This is a genomic window from Bacillus sp. IS1, from assembly GCF_032461585.1.
In the GTDB taxonomy this organism is placed as follows: Bacteria; Bacillota; Bacilli; order Bacillales; family Bacillaceae; genus Bacillus; species Bacillus velezensis.
Map to the genome: position 1 here is coordinate 1 of NZ_JAWCWR010000007.1, position 23,502 is coordinate 23,502.

The 23,502-nt window shown below is 47.1% G+C and carries 20 protein-coding genes, 5 tRNA genes and 2 rRNA genes; 14 read left to right on the top strand and 13 right to left on the bottom strand.

The genetic code is table 11. The annotated features are described in order from the left end of the window. Positions 1 to 89, top strand: a 23S ribosomal RNA gene (locus RUW00_RS19240); the annotation flags it as partial. 50 nt (positions 90 to 139) lie between these two features. After that, positions 140 to 255: ribosomal RNA gene (rrf, locus tag RUW00_RS19245) — 5S ribosomal RNA — on the top strand. A 95-nt stretch (positions 256 to 350) separates the two neighbouring features. Here the strand turns inward: rrf and RUW00_RS19250 are convergent. After that, positions 351 to 1,562: an MFS transporter gene (locus tag RUW00_RS19250; protein WP_181445815.1), complete on the bottom strand. Its 1,212-nt coding sequence runs from the start codon at positions 1,560 to 1,562 to the stop codon at positions 351 to 353. Positions 1,563 to 1,790: 228 nt separating this feature from the next. Here RUW00_RS19250 and RUW00_RS19255 point away from each other — a divergent pair, with 228 nt between their 5' ends. The 5 genes from RUW00_RS19255 to RUW00_RS19275 all read left to right on the top strand — a co-directional run bounded on the left by RUW00_RS19255 (position 1,791) and on the right by RUW00_RS19275 (position 7,784). After that, positions 1,791 to 3,059: an aspartate aminotransferase family protein gene (locus RUW00_RS19255; protein ID WP_007408029.1), complete on the top strand. Its 1,269-nt coding sequence runs from the start codon at positions 1,791 to 1,793 to the stop codon at positions 3,057 to 3,059. Further along, positions 3,056 to 4,006, top strand: coding sequence for an inositol monophosphatase family protein (locus RUW00_RS19260; RefSeq protein WP_014416764.1), 951 nt, complete (start codon positions 3,056 to 3,058; stop codon positions 4,004 to 4,006). Before RUW00_RS19255 ends, RUW00_RS19260 begins: the two co-directional genes overlap by 4 nt. After that, entirely contained in the window at positions 3,981 to 5,027 is a 1,047-nt protein-coding gene (locus RUW00_RS19265; protein WP_003156784.1) for a zinc-dependent alcohol dehydrogenase, read from the top strand. The genes RUW00_RS19260 and RUW00_RS19265 overlap by 26 nt, the downstream gene beginning before the upstream one ends. Before the next feature lie 231 nt (positions 5,028 to 5,258). Next, complete coding sequence (locus RUW00_RS19270) at positions 5,259 to 6,692, top strand: SulP family inorganic anion transporter (protein ID WP_021495342.1); 1,434 nt, start codon at positions 5,259 to 5,261, stop codon at positions 6,690 to 6,692. 150 nt (positions 6,693 to 6,842) lie between these two features. Then, positions 6,843 to 7,784: a bile acid:sodium symporter family protein gene (locus RUW00_RS19275; protein WP_088056555.1), complete on the top strand. Its 942-nt coding sequence runs from the start codon at positions 6,843 to 6,845 to the stop codon at positions 7,782 to 7,784. Here RUW00_RS19275 and RUW00_RS19280 read toward each other — a convergent pair. The 12 genes from RUW00_RS19280 to RUW00_RS19335 all read right to left on the bottom strand — a co-directional run bounded on the left by RUW00_RS19280 (position 7,773) and on the right by RUW00_RS19335 (position 21,331). Next, positions 7,773 to 8,525, bottom strand: coding sequence for an alpha/beta hydrolase (locus tag RUW00_RS19280; protein WP_103527202.1), 753 nt, complete (start codon positions 8,523 to 8,525; stop codon positions 7,773 to 7,775). The two genes, RUW00_RS19275 and RUW00_RS19280, sit on opposite strands and share 12 nt — an antisense overlap. Further along, positions 8,522 to 9,532 (bottom strand): iron ABC transporter permease FeuC, encoded by a 1,011-nt coding sequence (gene feuC / locus RUW00_RS19285; protein ID WP_038461736.1) that lies wholly within the window; start codon positions 9,530 to 9,532, stop codon positions 8,522 to 8,524. The genes RUW00_RS19280 and feuC overlap by 4 nt, the downstream gene beginning before the upstream one ends. Before the next feature lies 1 nt (position 9,533). Next, on the bottom strand, positions 9,534 to 10,541 hold the full coding sequence (locus tag RUW00_RS19290; RefSeq protein ID WP_007609051.1) for a FecCD family ABC transporter permease: 1,008 nt from the start codon (positions 10,539 to 10,541) through the stop codon (positions 9,534 to 9,536). Positions 10,542 to 10,560: 19 nt separating this feature from the next. Next, on the bottom strand, positions 10,561 to 11,517 hold the full coding sequence (locus tag RUW00_RS19295) for an ABC transporter substrate-binding protein (protein WP_003156778.1): 957 nt from the start codon (positions 11,515 to 11,517) through the stop codon (positions 10,561 to 10,563). Positions 11,518 to 11,604: 87 nt separating this feature from the next. Continuing rightward, entirely contained in the window at positions 11,605 to 13,200 is a 1,596-nt protein-coding gene (btr, locus tag RUW00_RS19300) for a bacillibactin transport transcriptional regulator Btr (RefSeq protein ID WP_103527201.1), read from the bottom strand. 137 nt (positions 13,201 to 13,337) lie between these two features. Further along, positions 13,338 to 14,582 carry an exo-beta-N-acetylmuramidase NamZ family protein gene (locus RUW00_RS19305; RefSeq protein ID WP_280144810.1) on the bottom strand — a complete coding sequence of 415 codons (1,245 nt, stop codon included), beginning with the start codon at positions 14,580 to 14,582 and terminating at the stop codon, positions 13,338 to 13,340. A 15-nt stretch (positions 14,583 to 14,597) separates the two neighbouring features. Next, on the bottom strand, positions 14,598 to 16,511 hold the full coding sequence (locus RUW00_RS19310) for a glycoside hydrolase family 3 protein (protein WP_022552500.1): 1,914 nt from the start codon (positions 16,509 to 16,511) through the stop codon (positions 14,598 to 14,600). A gap of 46 nt (positions 16,512 to 16,557) precedes the next feature. Then, on the bottom strand, positions 16,558 to 17,841 hold the full coding sequence (gene pbp4b / locus RUW00_RS19315) for a penicillin binding protein PBP4B (RefSeq protein ID WP_280144811.1): 1,284 nt from the start codon (positions 17,839 to 17,841) through the stop codon (positions 16,558 to 16,560). 18 nt (positions 17,842 to 17,859) lie between these two features. Further along, entirely contained in the window at positions 17,860 to 19,227 is a 1,368-nt protein-coding gene (locus tag RUW00_RS19320; RefSeq protein WP_280144812.1) for a PTS transporter subunit EIIC, read from the bottom strand. A 127-nt stretch (positions 19,228 to 19,354) separates the two neighbouring features. After that, complete coding sequence (gene murQ, locus RUW00_RS19325) at positions 19,355 to 20,284, bottom strand: N-acetylmuramic acid 6-phosphate etherase (protein ID WP_029974810.1); 930 nt, start codon at positions 20,282 to 20,284, stop codon at positions 19,355 to 19,357. A 99-nt stretch (positions 20,285 to 20,383) separates the two neighbouring features. Beyond that, a complete protein-coding gene (locus tag RUW00_RS19330; RefSeq protein WP_007408015.1) occupies positions 20,384 to 20,860 on the bottom strand; it encodes a GNAT family N-acetyltransferase in 477 nt (158 codons plus the stop codon). Positions 20,861 to 20,878: 18 nt separating this feature from the next. Then, complete coding sequence (locus RUW00_RS19335; RefSeq protein WP_315956740.1) at positions 20,879 to 21,331, bottom strand: 2-thiouracil desulfurase family protein; 453 nt, start codon at positions 21,329 to 21,331, stop codon at positions 20,879 to 20,881. Positions 21,332 to 21,511: 180 nt separating this feature from the next. Between RUW00_RS19335 and RUW00_RS19340 the strand changes: the two genes are divergently transcribed. From RUW00_RS19340 to rsiW, 7 genes are all read left to right on the top strand, one after another. After that, positions 21,512 to 21,583 (top strand) — tRNA-Glu (locus RUW00_RS19340). Positions 21,584 to 21,586: 3 nt separating this feature from the next. Further along, a tRNA-Val gene (locus RUW00_RS19345) sits at positions 21,587 to 21,662 on the top strand. Between the two features lie 5 nt (positions 21,663 to 21,667). Beyond that, positions 21,668 to 21,740 (top strand) — tRNA-Thr (locus RUW00_RS19350). Between the two features lie 19 nt (positions 21,741 to 21,759). Next, a tRNA-Tyr gene (locus tag RUW00_RS19355) sits at positions 21,760 to 21,844 on the top strand. Positions 21,845 to 21,848: 4 nt separating this feature from the next. Then, positions 21,849 to 21,920, top strand: a tRNA-Gln gene (locus RUW00_RS19360). Between the two features lie 229 nt (positions 21,921 to 22,149). After that, positions 22,150 to 22,713, top strand: coding sequence for an RNA polymerase sigma factor SigW (sigW, locus tag RUW00_RS19365; protein WP_003156766.1), 564 nt, complete (start codon positions 22,150 to 22,152; stop codon positions 22,711 to 22,713). 13 nt (positions 22,714 to 22,726) lie between these two features. After that, positions 22,727 to 23,353 (top strand): anti-sigma-W factor RsiW, encoded by a 627-nt coding sequence (gene rsiW / locus RUW00_RS19370; protein ID WP_003156765.1) that lies wholly within the window; start codon positions 22,727 to 22,729, stop codon positions 23,351 to 23,353. The last annotated feature ends 149 nt before the right edge of the window (positions 23,354 to 23,502 follow it).

The following is a 23,502-nucleotide window of genomic DNA, read 5'->3' on the forward strand; positions in this document are numbered from 1 at the left end:
CCTGAAAGATGATCAGGTTGATAGGTCTGAGGTGGAAGTGTGGCGACACATGGAGCTGACAGATACTAATCGATCGAGGACTTAACCAATTTGAATGTATGCTTACTGTTATCTAGTTTTGAGAGAACACTCTCAATGGTTTGGTGGCGATAGCGAAGAGGTCACACCCGTTCCCATGCCGAACACGGAAGTTAAGCTCTTCAGCGCCGATGGTAGTCGGGGGTTTCCCCCTGTGAGAGTAGGACGCCGCCAAGCTAACTTAACCCAGTTCATCATGAACTGGGTTTTTTATATGAAAGATCACATAGATATATAAAGCTAATGCCTTTGAAAGGCATTAGCTTTTTTGTTTACATTGATTTTGCTTTGCTGTTGTGATGTTGAAGATTGTTTGATTTTATTGTCTCGAGCATTCTTAAACTGAACACAATCAGCAGCATAAGGAGCATCAGTGCAGTAAACAGCCAGAACGCAGTTTGTGCGGGATATTCATCTAAGCTCCAGCCGACGGCTATCGGAAGGAGTGAACCTCCTAATCCGTTTGAAGCGAGCAGAATACTGGTAGTTGTTTCTGTCTTTCCTGGATAAAAATGATTCGTGATGATTAGGGCTATTGCAAACATGCCTGCCATGAACAGTCCTAAAAAGAAGCAAAGGGCAAAACCGAACCATACGTTTTTACTTAATGCTAATACGGTAAGTGCTGCCAGACCGCCAATGCTTATGAGACGAAGATAACGGTGATATGTCAGCTTTTCTGATACCGGGCCTGTTAATAACCTTCCGATGATCATACCCGTCCAATACACTGTAACTGTTATTGTTGCCAAAGAGTTGGGGATATCCCATTTCTCAGCGAAGATGGAGGGGATAAAATGTACAATGGAAACTTCACTGCCGCCGTAAAAGAAGAAGTAAGCACCCGCCAAGGCAATAAACAGCAATCCTTGTGACCGATAACCGGTGCTTTCTTTTTGAGTGTCAGCAGAAGAGACCTCTTTGCGGATGAGAAGCTGATCAATACTGCCGAAACTCATCTGCTTCCATGCGATTAGAAGTGCAAAACTGGATAACCCTAATACTAAAAAAGCAATTGTCCACATGTGGTTGTTGATAAGAAAGCCTGAGAGCAGAGGCATGAACAGCGCACCTAATCCGTAGGCCACTTCCATCTTGCTCATGGCCACAGCCTGTCTTTCTTTAATAGCGGTGAGGATGATCGTGCCTACGCAGGATTCCACCAGTCCGGCGCCAAGCCCTGCGATGCTGACGAGAAAAAAGAGCAGCGGCCAGGGCGGCAGGAAGGTGATGAACATTTCACAGCTGATGAGTGCCAGGCCAAAGATAACGACGTTTTTGCGCCCAAGCTTTTTCACCATGTATGGCATTCCGATGACACCGATGAGAAAGCCCATGAACTGAGAGAATACCAATACTCCGCCATTACTGTAGCTTTGTGAATAATGTGTGAGTAACTCAGGCAGTACGGCTCCCAGAATAACAAGTGTAAAAGCAATCGATCCATAAGAAAAACAGCTTATCCACAGCAGACGAGTTTTCATCATTTTATCTCCTTATTGGTAAAATAATATTTCTCTCTACTCATATGACATGATGATTTTACAAAAAATCCAAGTATTGTTACTATATCACATAACTTTTTCTCGTACATCCCTTATGGTAACGTTAACAAATTGTTAACATTTTTTACAAGAAAGATCGTTGACATTATTTTCAATAATTTATACGATAAAAAGCGAAATTCTAATAATTTCATAGGGGTGGTATTTGTGGGAACGAAGGAAATCACGAATCCAGACAGCTTGTATTACAGTGTTGACGATGTAGTAATGGAGCGCGGAGAAGGGATTTACCTGTACGATCAAGAGGGAAATGAGTACATTGATTGCGCTTCTGCCACATTTAACTTGAATTTAGGATACGGTAACAAAGAAGTGATTGATACGGTTAAAGAACAAGCCGATAAGCTGATCCATGTGACATCATCCTTTCAAACAGACGCCGTAAATAAACTGGCAGAAAAACTAGTAGAAATCGCCCCCGATAATCTCACAAAAGTACACCCTAAAGTCAGCAGCGGTTCCGGTGCAAATGAAGGAGCTATTAAAATGGCTCAGTATTACTCCGGAAAAACCGATGTCATCTCCTTATTTCGAAGCCACCTCGGACAAACGTATATGACTTCCGCTTTGTCCGGCAACTCATTCAGAAAAGAACCTTTCCCGCCGCAAATTTCTTTTGGCCTGCAAGTCCCCGATCCGTATTGCAGCCGCTGTTTTTATAATCAGAAACCTGATTCATGCGGTATGCTGTGCGTAGAAAGAATTAATGATTTTATTGAGTATGCGAGCAATGGAAAAATTGCCGCCATGATTATTGAACCGATATCCGGAAACGGTGGAAACGTCGTTCCGCCTAAAGAGTATTTTAAACAGCTGAGAAAGCTTTGTGATGAACATGATATCGCCCTGATTTTTGATGAAATTCAGACCGGGTTCGGACGGACGGGTAAAATGTTTGCCGCGGACCACTTCGATGTGAAACCTAATATGATGACGGTAGCAAAAGGGCTCGGGGGCACAGGCTTCCAAGTCGCCGCCACTCTGACGGAGGACAAGTATACCGGGCTTCCGGGGTATACGCACTCCTTCACGTACGGCTCAAATGTGATGGCCGCCGCTGCCGCGTGTAAAACCATAGATATTATGCAGCGCCCGGGATTTTTGGAAAATGTAACGACAGTCGGTCATTATATTATGGATCGCTTAGAAACAATGAAAGAGGATTTCGCTTTTATTTCTGAGGTAAGAGGCGTCGGTCTTATGATCGGTGTGGAGATTGTTAAAGAGAACAATGAACCGGATGTGGAGCTGACCAATTATATTGCTAAACGGGCAATGGATTACGGGCTGATTCTCCGGACATCCCGTTACGGATTCGGAAATGTATTTAAAATCCGTCCGCCTTTAACCATTACACTTAGTGAAGCCGAAGTGCTCTGCTACAGACTTCGCAAGCTATTGGAGGAAATCAAGTGAGAGATTATATCATTGGGCTTGGACAATTTGTTTATCAAAAGGTGAAAAATCAAAAAGGCACGCTGAAAAACCGGCTCGTAAACGGCTATTCTCCGGGAGGCGACGCCCAATTTAACATAGACGCCGCTGCTGAGGAGGCGGTGCTGGATTATATTCAAGAAAAGGGCCATCCGGTTGCTTTTTACACGGAGGATGGCGGACTGAAGCTGATTGGAGAAGATCCGCAATATATTTTAATTGTAGATCCGATAGACGGAACGCGCCCGGCCGCCGCGGGGCTTGAAATGTCGTGTATTTCGATTGCGCTTGCTTCGTATAAGCCAAACGCAAAGATTAAGGATATCGAATTTGCTTTTTTACTTGAATTGAAATCAGGCGCTTATATGTACGGTGATATATACAGCGATGCGATTCATTTTGAAGGGTATCATGGAGAATTGCCGAATTTGAGCGGAGTGCGGGATATTAAAAATATGTTTTGGAGCCTTGAATTTAACGGGCATCCGGCGCAGCTGATGACGGACGCATACGGCCATCTGATTGACCAGTCGGCCAATAATGGCGGGGTTTTTGTTTTCAACAGCGCTTCTTATTCGATTTCGCGAATTATCACGGGGCAGATGGATGCTTATGTGGATATCGGCAATCGTCTGCTGAAAGATGATCCGAAGCTGCTTTCAGATTTTCAGCAGGTCGGGAACGGGCAGGTGCTGCATTTGTTTCCTTATGATATTGCCGCAAGCGTCTTTTTGGCGAAGAAGGCGGGAGTGGTCATTACGGATGCATACGGCCGGTCTTTGGACGAAACGCTTCTGACAGATTTAAGTTATCAGAATCAGCAATCATGTATTGCGGCATCAACGAAGGAGCTTCATCAAACATTGTTAGACCAAATCCGCTGGGGCAGAAAGGAAGAGAAATATGAAGGCGTTGGTCTGGACTCCTAATGATAAGCTTGAATATCAAGAGGTGGACGAGCCTCAAATTCGGAAATCCAATGATGTGAAAGTGAAAATTTTCGGAACCGGTATCTGCGGAACGGACTTAAATGTGCTGAAAGGAAAAATGAATGCAACCCATCATATGATTATGGGGCATGAATCGGTGGGAGCGGTCGTGGAAATCGGACCGGACGTGACAAATGTAAAAGTCGGAGACCGCGTCGTGATAGATCCTACGCAGTTTTGCGGGAAATGTCATTATTGCCGGAGAGGGCTGACGTGTTATTGCGAAACCTTCGAGGATTGGCAGCTCGGAATCGGGGCGCACGGAACGTTTGCGGAATATTACGTGGGGGAAGACAGGTTCATGTACAGAATTCCGGATTCAATGGAATGGGAGCGGGCCACATTGGTTGAGCCTCTCTCCTGTGTGCTGAATGTTGTGGACAAGGCTTCGATTCAGCCGGAGGACTCGGTCTTGGTTTTGGGGTCGGGACCGATCGGACTGCTTGTGCAAATGATGGTGAAAAAACTGGCGCGATTGACGGTTGCGACTGAAATAGGCAGTTTCCGAAGCGAGGCGGCGAGCCGGATATCGGATTATGTCTACCACCCTGAAGCATTAACCGTGGATGAAGTGAAACGGATTAATCAAGGAAGAAAATTTGATGTGATTTTTGACGCGATCGGCAATCAGCTTGATTGGGCTTATCCTTTTATTGAAAAGGGAGGCAGAATCGTGCCGATGGGCTTTGATGATACGTATGAGATGACGGTCAGGCCGTACCAGCTGCTGTCAAACGGCGTGACGATTGTGGGCACAGGTGAAGCCCGCCAGATCATGGAGGCCGCGTTAGCATGCGCGTCCGACCTTCCGCAGCTCTATGATTTTATTACGGAAAAGACGGAACTGAAGAATTATGAAGAAGCCATTGATCATCTCATGGGCATCGACCCGGTGACAAAAGAAAGAAAGGATATCAGCGCAATAAAAACGATTCTTGTGTCTGATCCGGAACTTTTATAAAAGCGGAAACGGCTCCAGTGAGAGTCGTTTTCTTTTCTTATTTATACGGTCTTGCACATTTCTTTAAAGTTTAATATGATACTCTTTGTTAACAATTCCTTTCCTCAATGACATTATACTCTGAGCGTGTCCTCTTTTTCCCCGTAAGCCTGCCTCATATTCCCCAGATGAAAATCAATGTTTCCAACTGATAGGGTGCGGATATTTACAGTGAAAAGGAGTCGTTATCATTTGAAAGATTATACGTTACAGCAGCAATGGTTCGGGAATGTCCGTAAAGACATTCTGGCCGGTATTCTGGTTGCTCTCGCTCTGATCCCTGAGGCGATCGGATTTTCAATTATTGCAGGTGTCGATCCGATGGTCGGCCTTTATGCATCATTTTGTATCGCGATTATTATTTCTATCTTCGGCGGCAGACCGGGAATGATTTCAGCCGCTACGGGTTCAATGGCGGTTGTCATGGTGACATTGGTGGCTGATTACGGGCTGCAGTATTTGTTTGCGGCAACCATTTTGACAGGTATTATTCAATTTATTCTTGGTGTCAGTAAGATCGCGAAATTGATGAAATTTATTCCGCGTTCGGTCATGATCGGATTTGTGAATGCTTTGGCGATCTTGATTTTTTCTGCGCAGCTGCCGCAGTTCAAAGGAGCTTCATGGGTCATGTACGCCATGCTTGCCGGATCACTGGCTATCATATATCTATTGCCGAAGGTTACGACGGCTGTGCCGTCTCCGCTGGTGGCGATTATTGTCATGACGATCATTGCGGTGGTCTTCCATGCGGATGTCCGCACGGTCGGTGATATGGGCGGGATTACAAGTTCACTTCCGCATTTCTTGATACCGGATGTTCCGTGGACGTTTGAGACATTGCGGATTATTTTCCCGTATTCACTGGCGCTTGCATTCGTCGGATTGCTCGAGTCATTGCTGACAGCCCAGATCATTGATGAAATGACGGATACGGTTAGTGATAAGAACAAAGAAAGCCGCGGACAAGGCATCGCCAATATTGTGAACGGATTTTTCGGAGGCATGGCCGGATGCGCCATGATCGGCCAGTCTGTCATTAATACGAAAGCCGGCGGACGCGGCCGGTTATCGGCTTTTACGGCCGGCGCGTTTTTAATGTTTTTAATTGCCGTATTAAGCGGTATCGTCATGAAAATTCCGATGGCTGCGCTGGTGGCCGTGATGGTTATGGTGTCCATCGGCACGTTCGACTGGTCATCGATTAAAGGTTTACGGAAAGCGCCCCTTACTGATTCGATCGTTATGGTTATTACCGTCGTGACGGTCGTCCTGACAAATGATTTATCAAAGGGTGTCTTCGCGGGTGTGCTGCTAAGCGCGATCTTTTTTACGGCTAAAATTTCTAAGCTGAAGATTGTGTCACATTCCGAACAGAAAGATGTCAGAACATATAAGGTAACGGGACAAATCTTTTTTGCTTCCGTGTCTGAACTGATGAATGCCATCGTTTATGATGAAGACGTGAAACGAATTGTCATTGATTTGACCGATGCCCACGTGTGGGATGATTCGGGAGCGGCGGCTCTTGAGAAAATTGTCGCCAAATGTAAAGAATACGGAATTGAGGCTGAATTAAAGGGATTAAATCAGAAAAGCCGAGATTTAATGAAACAAATGGCATAGAATTTGTGAAGTCCGGATGAATATATCCGGGCTTTTTTTCGGTTAAATTTGTGGGTTTGCATTGTTATAATGAATGAGATTTGAAAACCGTATATAGGAGACTTGCATATGATGTGGCTACAGAAGTTGAACCAAGTGTTGGGGAGAATCATGCCGCTTTTGACTCCGTCAAGTGTGGCGGCGGGTGTGCTGTTATCTCAGCATATCAGCTGGATGGCCGGCGCTGTGCCGTGGATATTTGCATTTATTACATTTACGGGCAGTCTGAGTGCCAATTTTCAATCGCTGAAGCGCAGTATCGAGAAGCCGCTCCCGATGATCATGGCATTGTTTGTTCTGCATATTTTCATGCCTGTTTTTGCATGGGGAAGCGGCCATCTGATTTTCAGCGGTGACCCTTTAACTGTGACGGGGCTGATTATGGGTGTGGTGATTCCGACCGGAATTACGAGTTTGATTTGGGCTGCGATGTATAAGGGAAATGTCGGATTGACGCTGTCTATTATCCTGGTTGATACCGTGCTTTCTCCTTTTATCGTACCGTTAAGCCTGTCTGTCCTGGCCGGGGCGAATGTTCAGATGGATGTGTGGGGAATGATGAAAGGGCTGGCGGAGATGGTGGTGATTCCGTCCATCGCAGGGATGATGGTCAACCAGTTTTCCCCGCCGGTAAGGACTCAGGCGATAAGCCGGTCGCTGTCTCCTTTTTCAAAAATCTGTCTGATGATTGTCATTGCCATTAACAGTTCGGAAATCGCGCCGTATGTCACGCACGTGGATATCAAATTTGCGGGCATCGCAGGCATGGTATTTTTTATTGCCATGACGGGTTATGCCGTGGCTTGGCTGATCGGAAGACTGATGAAGCGGAGCCAGGATGAAATCGTGTCTCTGATTTATACAGGGGGCATGCGCAATATCAGCGCCGGAGCCGTTCTCGCCGTGTCTTTCTTTCCGTCTCAAGTGGCGGTTCCGGTCGTCATCGGGATGCTCTTTCAGCAAATCCTTGCCGCTTTGTTCGGCTATTTGCTGAGACGCTTTGAACTTAAGCCGGTCGTGATGAAGTATGAAAAAAACCGCTCAGCTACGTGAGCGGTTTTTTCCGTACAGCCAGCTTAGTGCTGCATTGAATTGTCGTTTGAATGCTTCTTGATGGTGCACGGCGCCTTCTTCAACAGTGAAAGAGAGCTGAGATTGAGAAAAGCCTTTTTGCCTCAGGCTTTCATGCACGTCTTTATTTTGTCGGATCATGGTGTTTTGGATGTTGTTTTTATGCTCAGCTTCGCGGCTGCCTACAGACATATAGATACGCCGCCGTGCCGGACGCAAAGATGCGGAGCGGACATAATCTGCTGATTTTTCATACCAGAAGGAACCGGAAATACAGCCGATTCTGCCGAATATTACAGGCTTTTGTAGCATCGCGTATATCGAAAACAGTCCGCCTAATGACGCGCCGATCAGGCCTCTTGTTTCCGGATGTGCAGAAATGTGATGCATATCTTCTACAGTTGGAATGATGGCATCTGTCAGCTCCTCGAGAAAGAGCCTCCCTTTGCCGCCGAAATCATGAAATGCAGGGCTCAGGGAAGGCGCGGGCCACGGTGTGTACTCATCGAGCCTGTCAGCCGGTTTGATGCCGGCAAAAATCAATTCGGGAAGTGTTCCGTTCGCAAATTGGGATTCAAGCTTATCCATCTGTTCTAAAAACAAAGAACCCCCGTCCAGTACGTACACACAGGGTAAAGCCCCTGTTTGAACCGAATAGGAGGGAGGAAGATACACAGTGCATTCCTTTCCGTTTATCCGGTGTTCTGTAAGGGTGCCTCTCATGCATCCAGCCCCTTCTTCTGCTTAAACAGAAGAAAAAAGAAATAAGGAACGCCGAGAATCGCAAGAATAATTCCCGCCGGCACTTCTGAAGGCTGAAAGAACAATTTGCCCGCAAAGTCGGCGGATATGACGAGGAGCATACCGACCAATCCGCTGACCGGTAATGAGTATCTGTGCTCAATCCCGGCGAGCCTGCGGGAAATATGGGGCGCGATCAGCCCGACAAATGCCATGCTGCCCGCTGCGGTTACACATGCGCTGATCAAAGCGATGCAGGCAATGAGTAAAATCGTTTTTTCTTTATTGGTTGAAACACCGAGACTTTTCACCGTGTCCTCATCGAAACGAATGGTATCCAGCAATGACGTTTTCGCCATAAGAAGAGGAATGAACAAGATCAGCCACGGAAGGATCGCCGTAATGGTCATCCAGTTTGCCGACCAGATGCTGCCGTTTTTCCAAACCATCGCCATCTCATAATCCTGCGGGTCCATTTTTAATGAAAGAAATAAAGACAGCGCGCTGAATCCTGAATTCATGGCGATCCCGACGAGAATAATTCTGCCCGATTCCAGATGCCCCCGGTGCCAGGCGAAAATATAGATCAGCACGGCCGCCATCAATCCTCCGATGAGGCCGAAGACAGGCATACCCATCGCAGAGGCAAGTGCCGTCGCTTCAGATTGTCCCTGAAACAGAAGCATAAACGCGACGATTCCCGCTCCGGCTCCTGCATTAATGCCCAGAATACCGGGATCGGCAAGCCCGTTTTTGGTAATGGCCTGAATAACGGCTCCGGCTATCCCCAATCCGAGCCCGATGGCAGCAGCCATGACAATGCGCGGCAGCCTCAGCTGAAACAGCAAAATGTCATATTGCGGATTCGGATGGATGCGGAAAAGCGTACTGAGCAGTTCACCCGGCTTTGCGGAAAAAGAACCGCTTGTCATGCTGAAATAGCTTACGAGCAATATGAGAGCAATCAGAATGATATAAATTCCGGCCATTTTACGCACCACGCTGATCCCCTCCTTTTCTTTTAATCAAATAAAGAAAGAAAGGAACACCGATGATAGAAGTGACAACTTCAATAGGCGTCTCAAACGGATAATTGATGAATCGGCTGGCAAGGTCGCAAAGGGTCAGGAAGACGCCGCCGATGATGCACGCGCATGGGATCAGCCTGCTGTAGTCCGATCCGACGAGAAAACGTGTGATGTGCGGAACGACCAAACCGACAAAGGCAATTTTTCCGGCGAGTGCCACCGAGCTTCCGGTCAATATGACAACGGCCGCCATCGCCATGAGTTTGATGGTTCTTTTCTGCTGTCCCAGACTTTTTGAAATGTCGTCTCCTAATGATACGGCAGTGACCTTTTTGCTGAGAATCATGGCCGTGATGATTCCGATCGCAAAAAACGGGACGGCCAGTTTCAAAAAATCAGGGTTCATTTGATGCAGTCTCGCACTGTACCAAAAACTGAGATCCTGCGAAATTTGAAAATAAATCGAAAGCGCAGCCGACAGACTGCTGAGAAGCATACTGGTCACCGTTCCGATAATGGCAAGCTGCACCGGGGTAAAACCGCCGGGAAGAATGGAGGCCAGCCCGAAAACAAGAGCGGCGCCGAATGCGGAACCGATAAACGAGTATATGATCATTTCAATGGATGTCGATTGAGGGAGCAATACCATGCAAAGGGTGATGATAAAAGCGGAGCCGTCCGACACACCCATGATCGAAGGCGAGGCCAGATAGTTCCGTGTGATTCCCTGCATGAGCGCTCCGGAAACAGCAAGGGCGGCGCCGATAAACATAGCGCCGGCAGCCCTCGGGATTCTTGAATGCCATATGATCTGATGGTCGGTATTCTCCGGATTAAAGTGCAGCAATGCGGAGAACACGGTATGGAAGTCAAGCTGCTTTGCGCCGTATAAAACGGAAAGCAGCAGTGACAGAACAATGGCAATCGGTGAAGCAATGATAATAATGTGTGTCCGCCGTTTTGCATACATGTGAAAAACCTACTCTTTATTAGTCTTGAGTCAATTTGTCAGCCGCAACCTGTAAGAAGCTGATTTTACTCCATGCGGTTCCGCCTTGGGCTAATGGGTCAATCGTATTGACGTATACATGGTCTTTTTTGACTGCCTTCAGGCTCTTCCAGATCGGATTTTTCTCTAAGTCTTTCAAAGCGTCCGGCTTATCTGCGTTTTCGTCATCAGAGAATTGTACGAAGATATGGTCAGGGTTCATTTCGCTTAATTTTTCAAGAGAAATCAGTTCCTGCGCTTTCGCCGCTTTGACTTCGTCCGGCGCCTTCAGGCCTAAATCACCGTAAAGCGTGGAGTTGAAATATACTTGTTCAGGATAAATATAAATATTGCCTTGTCTGATTCTGATGACCAGCGCGTTTGACTGTTTCGCTTTGCTGTTGATCTTTGTTTTTGTCTTTTTCAGGTCCTGTTCGTAATCTGCGATGATTTTTTTCGCTTTTTTCTCTTTATCTGTAAGCTGGGCGAGCAGCATCATGTTTTCTTTCCAGTTTGATGAGATATGAGAGACAGGGATCGTTTCAGCGGTGCCGCTCAATTTTTTCAACGTTTTTTCCGGGAATTTGGTTGATGCCAGAATGACGTCCGGCTGCAGCTCAAGAATTTTTTCCATGTTCGGCTGCATTTTTTCTCCCGTTGATACGGATTTATCTGTAATATCTTTAAACAGTTCCGGGAATTTGCCGGAGAAAGAAATTGCTCCTGCCGGATGAACGTCAAGCAATTTGGCGTCTTCCATTGATTCTACGCTGCCTGTAATGGCGATTTTGTCAGTCGGCGCTTTGACTTCATATGTTTTTCCTAGATATTCGATTTTCTTTTTATCTGAAGAAGCGTCCTTTCCTTTACTTGCTGTATCGGATGTTTCTGAGCTTCCGCAAGCCGCGGCCGTGAAAGCCAAAAGCAAAATCATGAAAGCGAATGCCAATTTCTTCATCTATTGTTCCTCCTGTTCAATTGATAACTATTATCAATTGGAATTATAGAGAATGAATTGGGATAAGACCATGGATAATTTCCGGCATTACCATGGACGATCTTCGGATAAAATGGAAATGCTTTGCTCGATCATCCGCTGATGTCCGCTTGGAGAATATTCAATCCACGGGTCAGATGAAATGGGAAACACGCGTTTATTGCTGACGGCTCTAAGGTTCTGCCATATCCCGGTCTGCTGAATCCGCTGAAAATAACGAAGCGTTTCCGGTTCTTTACAAGTGAAAAGCATGATGCAGTCAGCTTGGCAATCCGCCAGCATTTCCAAGGAAATCTTTTCGTCAGGAGCAAAAGATTCCGGTTTTGCGGAGGCAAAGCCTAAATCACCGAAGAAGACATCCTCAATACTGTTGTTATGGGCGATGTACATATTTTCTTTATATACACGGACAAATAAGAACCGCTGATGCCGCACGTGTTTAAGAGCATCTTTCGCTGAATGGGCGAGACTTTGATAAGCTTTAAGCCAGTGCCGCGCTTCCTGCTCTTCATTCAAATATGCGGCTGTGCGAAGAAACTGGTCTCTCCAATTCTCTTGAGCCGGAAGGTAAAAAACGTCAGTGATGTCATTCAGGCGCTGTTTTTCTTCTTCACTGACAGAATCAAGACTGAAAATGATGTCCGGAGCAGCTTGGGACAGCGTGTGCAGGTTCTCTTCCCAATTTGCATTATAACGGTAAGCACTCAGGTGAACCGGAATATCGGAAGAGAATTGTTTGTAATAATAGGCCGTCCATTTCGGGTGCAGCGCCGCAGCGTAAGGCACGTGATGCAGAGGAATCAGATGTCCCATCGTTTCTTTTCCGTACGCGGCCATTTTTATGCGCCTTTTTTTCATATAGCTTGTAGGTGAGCTGCCGGTATGTTTTTTAAAGATGCGGCTGAAATAAAATTCGTCCTGGTAGCCGATTTGATGAGCGATATCCCGCAGTTTGCAGTTTGCCTTGGCCATCAGTTTTTTCGCATTGGTTATGCGGATGTCTGTGATATATTCAGTTACGCTCTGCCCGTATAGTTTTTTAAAGGTTTCACTGTAGTGCTTGGGACTGATTCCCGCCATATGAGCGAGCTGGGTGAGCGTGATTTTTGTGTCGGACTGAGCATGTATGAATTGTTTTGTCTGTTCGATCGCCGCTTTCGTATTATTTTGATGGCATACTTTTGCGGCATAAAGGTCGTACATCAGCTGCTGAAAGTCGGCTGTATATTTCATTTTCTGCAATGCATCCGCCGATCGCACGTTTTCAGAAAGTGACTGAAGCCGGCTTGTCAAATGATCAACCGTTTGTATACTCATTTGCTGAAGTCCGTGGAAGATGTCTTCCCCGTTATCCGGAAGCATCGCTTCATCATCTGATGAATAGGAGAAAACACGGAGTCTGACGATATACAAATGGATGCCGCCTGACGATATAGGGGCAATATTGAATGTCTCATCACAAGGACAGATGTAGAGCGTTTCCTTCTGCAGCGGAAAGCTGTCTGTTCCGATATCAATTTGTCCCTCGCCTTTCACATGAAAGACCAATACGGGGGAATCAGTGAGCTGATGCTCTGACAGAAGGTCGGCTGTTTTTTTTACGGAGATGATATCAATGGGCTGAAAGAATAATGTGTTTTTCATGAGAAACCACCTTTTAGGAAACATTCATTTAAATGATAACTGTTATCAATGAAATTGTACCAAATAAATGAATGTTTTCCTATAAAAAGCGGAAATGTGAAATGCGTCAAAATGTTACACGTGTAACACGAATTTTGTCAGTATATGAGGTATTGTTTTCTTAGAGTTTTGAATTGGTCCAGCCGGCGTTGATATGTGCCGGTGATGTCTTCAATGGAAGCGCCTTTTTCTATTTTTTTGCGTACCCAGCCGTTACCGATCAGCTTGTCAAAAGAGCCTGTCGGCAAGAATGAAAAGTCATTCGGATATAAGTCATGCATGGTTTTCAGAATGGAAAGCCCTGTTTTTGCCGCTTCAAATGTGTTTCTGTTTGTTACGTAGACTTGTACGCCGTGGCACAGCTTGCCCTGGTGCTTGGAGAAGCTGGGGATAAATGATGCGGCTCTGAAGGTGACGCCCGGAAGCCTGAGACTGTTCAGGCGTTCTTCGAGCTCGGTGATTTTCATATAAGGCGCGCCGATCAGTTCAAACGGCTTTGTCGTGCCCCTTCCTTCGGATACGTTTGTGCCTTCGATTAGTCCTGTCGCCGAATATGCGAATATGCTGTCCGGGGTCGGGATATTAGGCGAAGGGAGGACGAACGGCAGGCCGGTATCTTCAATCGTCATCGTCCGCTTCCAGCGCTTCATTTTTACGACGGTGAGGTCGGCGCCAATATGAAACTCTTTATTGAATAAAAGAGCAAGCTCACCGATCGTCATGCCGTGCTTCAGCGGGATCGGATACAGTCCGACAAATGATGCGTAATCCGGTTCAAGAACCGGACCGTCCGGATTTCGTCCGCCTTGCGGATTCGGCCGGTCCAACACATAAAAAGGTATGCCTTTTTCTTTGGCCGCTTCCATGGCATAGGCCATTGTATAAATGTAGGTGTAGTATCGCGTTCCGACATCCTGAATATCGAAAATCAGCACATCTGTATCTTTCAGCATGTCAGGCGTCGGTTTCCTCGTTTCCCCGTACAGGCTGTAGACGGGAAGCCCTGTTTTTTCGTCTATATAGGATGTGACTTTGTCTCCGGCCTGAGAATCGCCGCGGACACCGTGCTCCGGTCCGAATAATGCCGTCAATTGGATGTCTGGTGCCTCATACAGCACGTCAACGCTGCTTTTCAATGAATTGTTCACACCGGTCGGGTTGGTGATCAGCCCGACCCTTTTTCCCTTCAGTTCCTGTTTATAATCTTTCAGCAGGCGGTCGATGCCTGTTTGGATGCTTGGTTTCTTGGCGGTATGAAGGTTTCTGTCAGAAGCCGCCGAGACTGCCGTCATGGCACTGATGACGACTAATCCGGCAAGAAGCGCAGCCGTTTGTTTTTTCATGATCAGTCCTCCTGTTTAAAGCGGTTTTCCGGTCTTCAGATTGATACCGAAACCATAAGGATAGAGTGTCGTTCCCGGATGAGTGACGGAAGGAATGTCAGCGGGCAGCCTGCCTTGCGGTTTTGTCTGTCCGAATATCGCTTCAATGCCTGCCGGAATGTTTGGCTGGAGAAATTGTCCGTCTGTATATCCTTTAAAGCCGTAGACTGCGATAAGGGCTTCAGCTTCTTCAAAGTTCGCAGCGTCATATGGATTACGCAGGCTCATCAGCACAAAGGGTTTTTGGTTTGATTGTGCGGCTTTCATGACGGCCCGCGGAAATGCAGTCGTCCACTTGCCGGGATCTGTGACGGAATCATCAATCACGCCGTCGTTTACGACAGGGTCATTTTTCACGACATAGGAGCCTGTAATCACGTAATCCGCGTCGGATATCAGCTTTTTGTGCTCATCATGAAAAGTGCGCTCGGCGAAGTTCATTTTACTGATGGTTACCGGCCGGATTTTTTTCTTCTTGATGAGCTGCCGAATGGTTTGTTCCATTGACGCTGTTTGATCTTCATAAGGAGCGGCAATGAGAACGCGGCTGTTCTTTTTCGGTTTGAATGGGAGCGTGCGGTTTTTGTTTTGTAAGACGGTGACGGACCTTTCCGCGATTTGTTTTTCAGCTTTCAGGTGATTTTTGCTGCCGACGGTTTTCTTTGCTTTTGAAATCTTCTTTTTCAGATTTGTCTCTTTCGGTGCGGGATATATCCCTCTTTTTATTTTCAGGGAAATGATGCGTTTCACCGATTTGTTAATTTGCTGAAGCGGAATTTCCCCTTTTTGTACCGCCTTTTTTAAAGCGGAATGAACCCGGGCAAAGCGGTTTTCCGTTTGCAGTGATGTCACTTGGGCCGGCATCAGGGCAATATCGACTCCTGCTTTTACTGCCATGACGACCGCCTCTTCTTGGCCGAAATGATCGGCTATGGCTTTCATATTTAATGCATCCGTAACGATGACGCCGTTAAATCCCATTTCCTCACGGAGAAGATGAGTCATCACTTTTTTCGAGAGTGTGGCGGGTACGAGGATGTCTGAACCGTCCAGCTTGCTTTTATAGGTTGTATCGTCAAAAGCGGGAAATTGCACATGGGCTGTCATGATCATATCAGCTCCGGCCTGAATGGCCTTCCGGAACGGATAAAGTTCAATCTGACGCAGCCTTTCTTGATTGTGGGTGACAAGCGGAAGGCCGTAGTGGCTGTCGACATCCGTGTCGCCGTGTCCCGGGAAATGTTTGACGGCGGCAGCGACATCCTGCTTTTGCTGAGCCTTCATTGAGGCAAGACCGAGTGAAGCTGTCAGATCTCGGTCTGAACTGAACGACCTGACGCCGATGACAGGGTTTCCGGGATTATTATTGATATCGAGAACGGGAGCGAAATTCGTATTAATGCCCAGTGCTTTCAGTTCTTTCCCGATAATGGCGCCGGTCTGGGACGCGTAGGCTGTTTTTCTAGCGGCTCCGAGCGCCATATTGCCTGGGAAATGAGTGCCTTCACCAAGTCTAGTTACGATGCCGCCCTCCTGATCAATGCTTAATAATAGCGGAATGTCAGGGCTCGCCTTTTGAAAGGCATCTGTCAGGCGTACCGTTTGCTCAGTGTTTTTCACATTTTCTGCAAATAAGATAACACCGCCGAACCGGTACTTTTGAATAAGCCCTGCGACTTCGTCATTCATTTGGGTAAGAGCCTCAGGTGATGACTGCCCCTTTTTTTGCCAATTGCGAAAATCAGGCATGAGCATCTGCCCTAATTTCTCATCTAATGTCATACGGGATACCGCTTGTTCCGCCTGTGACGGAATGTCCGGTTTTGTCGATGCATGATGCGTGCCGAAAACAATGAACAACAGTAATACAGCTGAGATGACAAGTTTCATGATGGTGCCCTCCTGCCGTCATAGTTTGGACAAAAGACATGGGTTGTCATTCAATGGCTTCATAAATCGTTTTTATGACGCTGCCGTAGCTTCCGGTCGGGAAATGATCCCCTTCAAAAACATTCGGGTTTTCACCGGGGCTGACGACGGGGGAATGCTTTTTATTGGTCAAAAGTGCGATCCCCAGCTTATAAGCAGGATCAATAATCGTGACGGTGCCGGTCCATCCCGTATGGCCATATGCCTGCCTGCTTGCATAAGGGCCGAACATCCACTCCATATCCGGGCTGCCGTTTTTCCGCCAGCCGAGAGCGAAAGTCGGATCAGAGGATGCCGCCGTTGTGAACAAATCGGCCGTTCTTTTATTGAAGAGAGAAACGTGTTTATAACTGCCGCCGTTCAGCATGACTTGAAGAAGGACGGCCATATCATCAGCTCTGGAAAACAGCCCGGCGTGACCGGACACCCCTCCCATTGAGTAAAATGCTTTTTCATCGTGAACTTCCCCCTGCAGCGTATACGTCCTGATGTGAGGGAAATGGATGACTCCGTCACGTGTGTTGCCTAAATGTTCAGTAGCTGCGAATGCTTTTTCTTTAAAGCCTTTTTGCAGCGGGTTGAACAGTGTGTGCGTCAGTTTCAGCGGTTTGTACAGTTCTTGTTCCGCATAGGCATCAAGGGTTTTTCCGGTTATGTTTTCAATGATGCAGCCGAGAAGCATGTAACCGATATCGCTGTATACGTGTTTTGTTCCAGGTTTGTATTCAAGCGGGATTTGGGTGAGAAAACGGATCGTTTTCTCCCGTTCTTGTGAATACAAAGGGCCTGCGGTGTCCGGCTGATAGAAATAAAAGCTTGCCGGCAGACCGGATTGGTGCTGGAGCACATCGATGACGCGAATGCGGTCTTTTTCTTGAATCGGATCGCTTTTTCTGTCTTTGAAATCAGGAAGGTAAGCCGAGACTTTTTGATACACATCAAGCTTTCCCTGGCTGACGAGTCGCTGTAATGCAAAATTGGCCGCGTACATTTTTGTATTGGAAGCTAGATCAAACATGGTTGATGTTTTCATTTTTTTCGGACGGGATAAAAGGGTGTTCCCGTCATATTTTTTGCTGTAGCCGTATGCTTTCTTTTTGATCACCCGTCCGTCCTTTACGACGACGAGGACGGCTCCGGGGAATCCTGCTGCGATGTCTTTTTCAATCATTTGATCAACCTTTCTGAGCTTTGCTGCGTCGTATAATTTGGATTGGGCTTCGGCTTTGTGCTGCGGCAGGAAAGAGAGGCTGATGACCATCGTGAGTATGGCGGCTGTCAGTGTTTTCATATTCTGATCCCTCCCGGTTTAGTCAAATTCAGCAGCCATGTCATCCTTAAATCCGAACGCATAAGTGAAGACAAAGCCCGCCGCGTAAGAGATGAAGAGACCGATGATATACAAAACGATTTGAGCCGGCTGTACGAGAAACGAGAGCGGAAGGCCGGAGACACCGATTGAAAAAGTAGCCACCTGAAAATGGGCTTGAAAGGCGCCGCCGATTCCCGCCCCTAAACACGCCGTCAAAAACGGCCGGCCGAGCGGGAGCGTGACGCCGAAGATGAGCGGCTCTCCGATTCCGAGCAGACCGGATGGAAGTCCGCCGCCGATCGCTCTTTTCAATGAGGCTTTTTTTGTTTTCATAAAGATTGCGAAGGCCGCCCCTACTTGACCCGCGCCTCCCATCGCGAGAATCGGAAGAAGCGGGTCATCTCCGATTGATCGGATTAATTCCAAATGTACGGGGGTCAAGCCTTGATGCAGGCCGGTGACGACAAGCGGCAGGAAGGCGGCTCCCAGTACAAACCCTGAGAGCACTCCCCCGACATTCAGCAGTGACAATAAACCTGTTGTAATCAGATCAGAAATAAAACCGCCTGCAGGGATAAACACGACATATGTCACCAGCCCGGTGATAAGTAAAGACAATGTAGGCGTGACGATAATGTCGATGGATTGATGGACGTACTTTCTGATAAACCGTTCGGTATAAGCGATAAAAACCGCAGCGAAAAGAACGCCGATTAATCCTCCCCTGCCCGGGAGCAGATTCTCTCCGAACAAACTGATATTGGCAATCTCAGGGTTAAGGATCAATATGCCCGCAAGGCCGCCCATCGCGGGAGTCCCGCCGAATTCCTTCGCCGTGTTGATGCCGACAAGGACGCCGAGGTAAGCGAATAAGCCTGAACCGATAACCGTTAAAATAAGTGCGATTTGGGATTCTTTCGGGAGCCAGCCGGCCTGAATGACGGCTTTCGTAATACCGGTGATTAAACCTGATGCAATGAGTGCGGGAATAAGGGGGATGAAGATGCTTGATATTTTTCTCAGAAACAGTGTGATGGGTGTGGTGTTTTTTCTGTTGAGATCGGCTTTTTTCCGTGAGGCGGCTTCTTTTAAATCAATGTTTTTTCCGGATGACATAAGTTTTGCGAAAGCGTCGGCGACATGATTGACGACACCCGTGCCAAGGATGATCTGCAGTGTTTCGGCTTCGACGACGCCTATTACCCCGTCAAGCCGTTTCAGCGCTTCAATATCCGTTTTGTCCTGATCTAAAGGTGTAATCCTCAGGCGTGTCATACAGTGGGTAAAGCCTGAAATATTCGATGAACCGCCGCAATTGTCCAGGATATCTTTGGCCAGTGACTGATAAAATGCCTCTTTGCTCATGGAGATCCTCCTTTGTCCGTACGATTTTTCCCGGGGAGCTGTGCCTGAAACGCGTCCTAAAAGCGCCTGCGCCGATCATGAAAACGGCGCGGGCTCGTAAAAACACATTATTTCCACCAAAGAACGATCAGCGTTCTTTTTCTTTTGAAACGTGCTGTTCAATGGCTTTGTCAATGAAGCCGTCTGATTCTTTGAGCAGTGCCTTCGCGTGTGTTTCGTCCGAATTCGTCTTCAGCATGACGATTGCCGTTTTGACATGGCTGCCTGCGGCCTCAAGCGTTTCTTTTGCCTTGTCGTACGGAACGCCCGTGATGCTTTGGATAATGCCGATTGCGCGTTCTTTCAATTTTTCGTTGCTGACATGAACGTCCACCATTAAATTTTCGTACACTTTGCCGCTTTTGATCATCACGGCCGTGGAAATCATGTTCAGAATCATTTTATGTGCCGTCGCCGCTTTCATTCGTGTTGACCCTGTAATCACTTCGGGGCCGACGACGACTTCAATGCTGTGATCGGCATAAGTGCTGATCAATGAGTGTTTATTGCATGTGAGCGCGACGGTTTTGGCGCCGATTGTTTTTGCGTATTTCAGCGCACCGGCCGCATACGGCGTGCGCCCGCTTGCCGCGATGGCGATCACGGTGTCTTCTGCGGTAAGCCCGATCGTTTTGAGATCGAGAGCGCCGGTTTCCTCGCTGTCTTCTATACCTTCAGCCGCTTGCAAAAAGGCGTCTGCCCCTCCGGCCATCAGACCGATGACGGTGTCGGGACTTACGCTGTATGTAGGCGGGCATTCAACCGCATCCAGTACACCGAGCCTGCCGCTTGTGCCCGCTCCCGCATAAATCAGCCTGCCGTTTCGCCGTAAGGACTGATGGGCGAATTGAACGGCAATCTGAATATCGGGCAGCACCTGCTGAACGGCTTCAGCCACTTTGAAATCCTCTTGGTTAATGATGCGGAGAATTTTCATTGTGTCTGCTTGATGGATTGAAGCGGTCTGCGGATTTCTGGTTTCTGTGGTCAATCTGTGAATGTTAAGCCGGTCTGTCATGATTGTACCCTCCCAAGTCGTTAATACTTGAAGTATATGGGCTTCTGAATAGATGTTTCAAGAAAAATCGGCAGGGATGAGATGAATAATCAAGCGCTTTCACAAAAAATGATGCAGAATATGCTGTTCACCGATCGGGCCGATCCTGCGCCGCCCTTTATCAATAAAACCGGAAGACCGGTACAGGTTCTTTGCGCGATGATTGCGATGGTTTACAGCAAGCACGATTTCATCACACCAAGGAAAGTAATTTGCGACAAAAGCGGGGAGCTGCAGCATCGCTTGTTTGGCATAACCTTTTCCCTGATGCGGCGCATGTAAGGACAGCGCACTCAGCAAAATGGCAGACACATTGTTCGAATACGGGGCAATGGTTTCTTTTGAGGTATGTAAAATAAAAAAACCGACGGGGCGGTCTTCTTTTAAAATGACTGTCGGGTAGCGATCCCGGATGACAAGAGCCTGCGGCAGTACATCTATCGGCAGAGCTGTGAACTTTTTATCTTCTTCACTCAGCACAAACCCGTTAAGCCCGTCTGCATGCTCCGGTTTATAAAAGGACAGGGCTACATCCATGATATCTACTCTCCTTTTTTATAATTGATCCAATTCATCTTCTGATAGAACACGGCAGCCTGCCCGTTTTAAAAGAGCGGAAGTGATGCCGTCTCCGAGTATTTTTTTTCCTGAGAAAGTGCCGTCATAGATAAAGCTGCTGCCGCAGGACGGGCTGTTTTCTTTAAGGATGACCGTGGCGGCGCCTATTTCTTTTGCGTATGCTAACGTTTTTTCCGCGCCGTCCATATATAAAGCCGTAACGTCTTCGCCTGATGCCGTTACGATTTTTGCCGTTCCGTTCAGCACGTCTTCGCCCGTGCCGCCGATGATTTCCGCCGGTTCGCGGGGAGTGGTGAAGCCGCCCAATAGTTCGGGGCAGACCATAACAGCTTTCTTTTCTTCTACGAGTCTGCGGATTTTTTTCGAAGCGGCGTGAGAACCGTTATACCTGCATTCGATACCGCCGAGACAAGAGCTGACTAAGATCATCTGTGTCCATTCCCTTCAATATTTTGATACTTTCATCATAAATGAAATAAGAGAGGAGGGATGAGTTTTTCAGTTAAAAAACGGGTAAAAAAGTTTGAAAATAAAAAAAATAATTTTTCTCTTTACAAATGGGGTACAACCTGTATATAATAACTTTTGTCAGCTCGACGCGGACACAACGGCCCGTTGGTCAAGCGGTTAAGACACCGCCCTTTCACGGCGGTAACACGGGTTCGAATCCCGTACGGGTCATATGGAGGATTAGCTCAGCTGGGAGAGCATCTGCCTTACAAGCAGAGGGTCGGCGGTTCGAGCCCGTCATCCTCCACCATATTTGCCGGCCTAGCTCAATTGGTAGAGCAACTGACTTGTAATCAGTAGGTTGGGGGTTCAAGTCCTCTGGCCGGCACTGTTTTTCAAAAAAATACGGAGGGGTAGCGAAGTGGCTAAACGCGGCGGACTGTAAATCCGCTCCCTCAGGGTTCGGCAGTTCGAATCTGCCCCCCTCCACCATTTTTGGGCTATAGCCAAGCGGTAAGGCAACGGACTTTGACTCCGTCATGCGTTGGTTCGAATCCAGCTAGCCCAGTCTCAGACACCTTTTGCATAAAGGTGTCTTTTTTTATCAGCATTTTGTTTCGATTTCTGATTGTTCATCAGATATACTATTTTTAAGCTGCTGTTAAGGCAGTATATTCTGTATTTTCCATCTACACCCTGCCTGAAATTTGGTAAAATAAATGTAATAAAAAAATGAAACCTTTTAAAACAATCAACGTATAGATACAGACCGGTGAAGGGCAGAGGTAAGATAAAACATGGAAAACCTGATTAAAAAAAGAATCAAGCAAGTCAAAAAAGGCGATCAAAATGCGTTTGCAGAAATCGTTGACCTTTATAAAGATAAGATTTACCAGCTTTGCTACCGCATGCTCGGCAATGTTCACGAAGCGGAAGATATTGCGCAGGAAGCTTTTATCAGAGCTTATGTCAATATCGACAGTTTCGATATCAACAGAAAGTTTTCAACTTGGCTTTACAGAATTGCGACCAACCTGACCATTGACCGCATCCGCAAGAAAAAGCCTGATTACTATCTGGACGCAGAAGTAGCGGGAGCAGAAGGGCTGACGATGTATTCGCAGATCGCCGCGGACGGGGTTCTCCCTGAAGACGCCGTATTGTCATTGGAGCTGTCGGACACAATTCAGAAAAAGATTTTAAAGCTGCCTGACAAGTACAGAACGGTTATTGTATTAAAGTATATTGACGAACTCTCTTTAATTGAAATCGGGGAGATTCTGAATATCCCTGTCGGCACCGTCAAGACAAGGATACACAGAGGCAGAGAGGCTCTTAGAAAACAATTGAGGGATCTTTAAGTGGGGTGATGAAATGAGCTGTCCTGAACAGATCGTGCAGCTTATGCATAAGCATCTTGATGGAGATATCCTTCCTGAAGATGAAAACGTATTAAAACAACATTTGCAGTCATGCGGGAATTGCAAACGGCATTTTCATGAAATGGAGAAATCCGTAGCACTCGTCCGAAGCACATCGCATGTCACGGCCCCTGCTGATTTTACTGCCAAAGTTATGGCGAATCTTCCAAAAGAGAAAAAACGCGCTTCTGTAAAACGATGGATCAAAACTCATCCGATGATTGCAGCCGCAGCGGTTTTTGTGATTTTAATGGGCGGCGGTTTTTTCAACAGCTGGCATAATGACCACAATTTCAGTGTGTCCAAACAGCCGAACCTTGTCGTGCAGAATCACACGGTCACCGTCCCTGAAGGCGAGACCGTAAAGGGCGATGTCACAGTAAAAAACGGCAAGCTGTTCATTGAAGGAAAAGTCGACGGCAATGTGACCGTCGTCAACGGAGAAAAATACATGGCCTCAGCCGGACAAGTCACCGGGCAGATTGAAGAGATTAACCAATTGTTTGACTGGGTCTGGTACGAACTGAAATCGGCGGGCCAGGGCGTCGTGAGCGCTTTGGACCCGAATGAAGATGAGTAAAGCGTATAATCGCTTTACTCTTTTTTGTGCATCGCCGCGCTGGCTCATTTCACTTGAGAAATCAAAATGTGGTATAATGAGCACGCTATATGATGTACATATTGCTCATGCAGCACAATTCATAACAGAAAAACGAAATGACTGAATTC

What these genes read in the sequence shown, in the direction of transcription:
- RUW00_RS19250 (WP_181445815.1), bottom strand. Translation starts at nt 1,562, where the DNA reads ATGAAAACTCGTCTGCTGTGGATAAGCTGTTTTTCTTATGGATCGATT.
- RUW00_RS19265 (WP_003156784.1), top strand. Translation starts at nt 3,981, where the DNA reads ATGAAGGCGTTGGTCTGGACTCCTAATGATAAGCTTGAATATCAAGAG.
- RUW00_RS19275 (WP_088056555.1), top strand. Translation starts at nt 6,843, where the DNA reads ATGCCGCTTTTGACTCCGTCAAGTGTGGCGGCGGGTGTGCTGTTATCT.
- RUW00_RS19280 (WP_103527202.1), bottom strand. Translation starts at nt 8,525, where the DNA reads ATGAGAGGCACCCTTACAGAACACCGGATAAACGGAAAGGAATGCACT.
- feuC (WP_038461736.1), bottom strand. Translation starts at nt 9,532, where the DNA reads ATGGCCGGAATTTATATCATTCTGATTGCTCTCATATTGCTCGTAAGC.
- RUW00_RS19290 (WP_007609051.1), bottom strand. Translation starts at nt 10,541, where the DNA reads ATGTATGCAAAACGGCGGACACACATTATTATCATTGCTTCACCGATT.
- RUW00_RS19295 (WP_003156778.1), bottom strand. Translation starts at nt 11,517, where the DNA reads ATGAAGAAATTGGCATTCGCTTTCATGATTTTGCTTTTGGCTTTCACG.
- btr (WP_103527201.1), bottom strand. Translation starts at nt 13,200, where the DNA reads ATGAAAAACACATTATTCTTTCAGCCCATTGATATCATCTCCGTAAAA.
- RUW00_RS19305 (WP_280144810.1), bottom strand. Translation starts at nt 14,582, where the DNA reads ATGAAAAAACAAACGGCTGCGCTTCTTGCCGGATTAGTCGTCATCAGT.
- RUW00_RS19310 (WP_022552500.1), bottom strand. Translation starts at nt 16,511, where the DNA reads ATGAAACTTGTCATCTCAGCTGTATTACTGTTGTTCATTGTTTTCGGC.
- pbp4b (WP_280144811.1), bottom strand. Translation starts at nt 17,841, where the DNA reads ATGAAAACACTGACAGCCGCCATACTCACGATGGTCATCAGCCTCTCT.
- RUW00_RS19320 (WP_280144812.1), bottom strand. Translation starts at nt 19,227, where the DNA reads ATGAGCAAAGAGGCATTTTATCAGTCACTGGCCAAAGATATCCTGGAC.
- murQ (WP_029974810.1), bottom strand. Translation starts at nt 20,284, where the DNA reads ATGACAGACCGGCTTAACATTCACAGATTGACCACAGAAACCAGAAAT.
- RUW00_RS19330 (WP_007408015.1), bottom strand. Translation starts at nt 20,860, where the DNA reads ATGGATGTAGCCCTGTCCTTTTATAAACCGGAGCATGCAGACGGGCTT.
- RUW00_RS19335 (WP_315956740.1), bottom strand. Translation starts at nt 21,331, where the DNA reads ATGATCTTAGTCAGCTCTTGTCTCGGCGGTATCGAATGCAGGTATAAC.
- sigW (WP_003156766.1), top strand. Translation starts at nt 22,150, where the DNA reads ATGGAAAACCTGATTAAAAAAAGAATCAAGCAAGTCAAAAAAGGCGAT.
- rsiW (WP_003156765.1), top strand. Translation starts at nt 22,727, where the DNA reads ATGAGCTGTCCTGAACAGATCGTGCAGCTTATGCATAAGCATCTTGAT.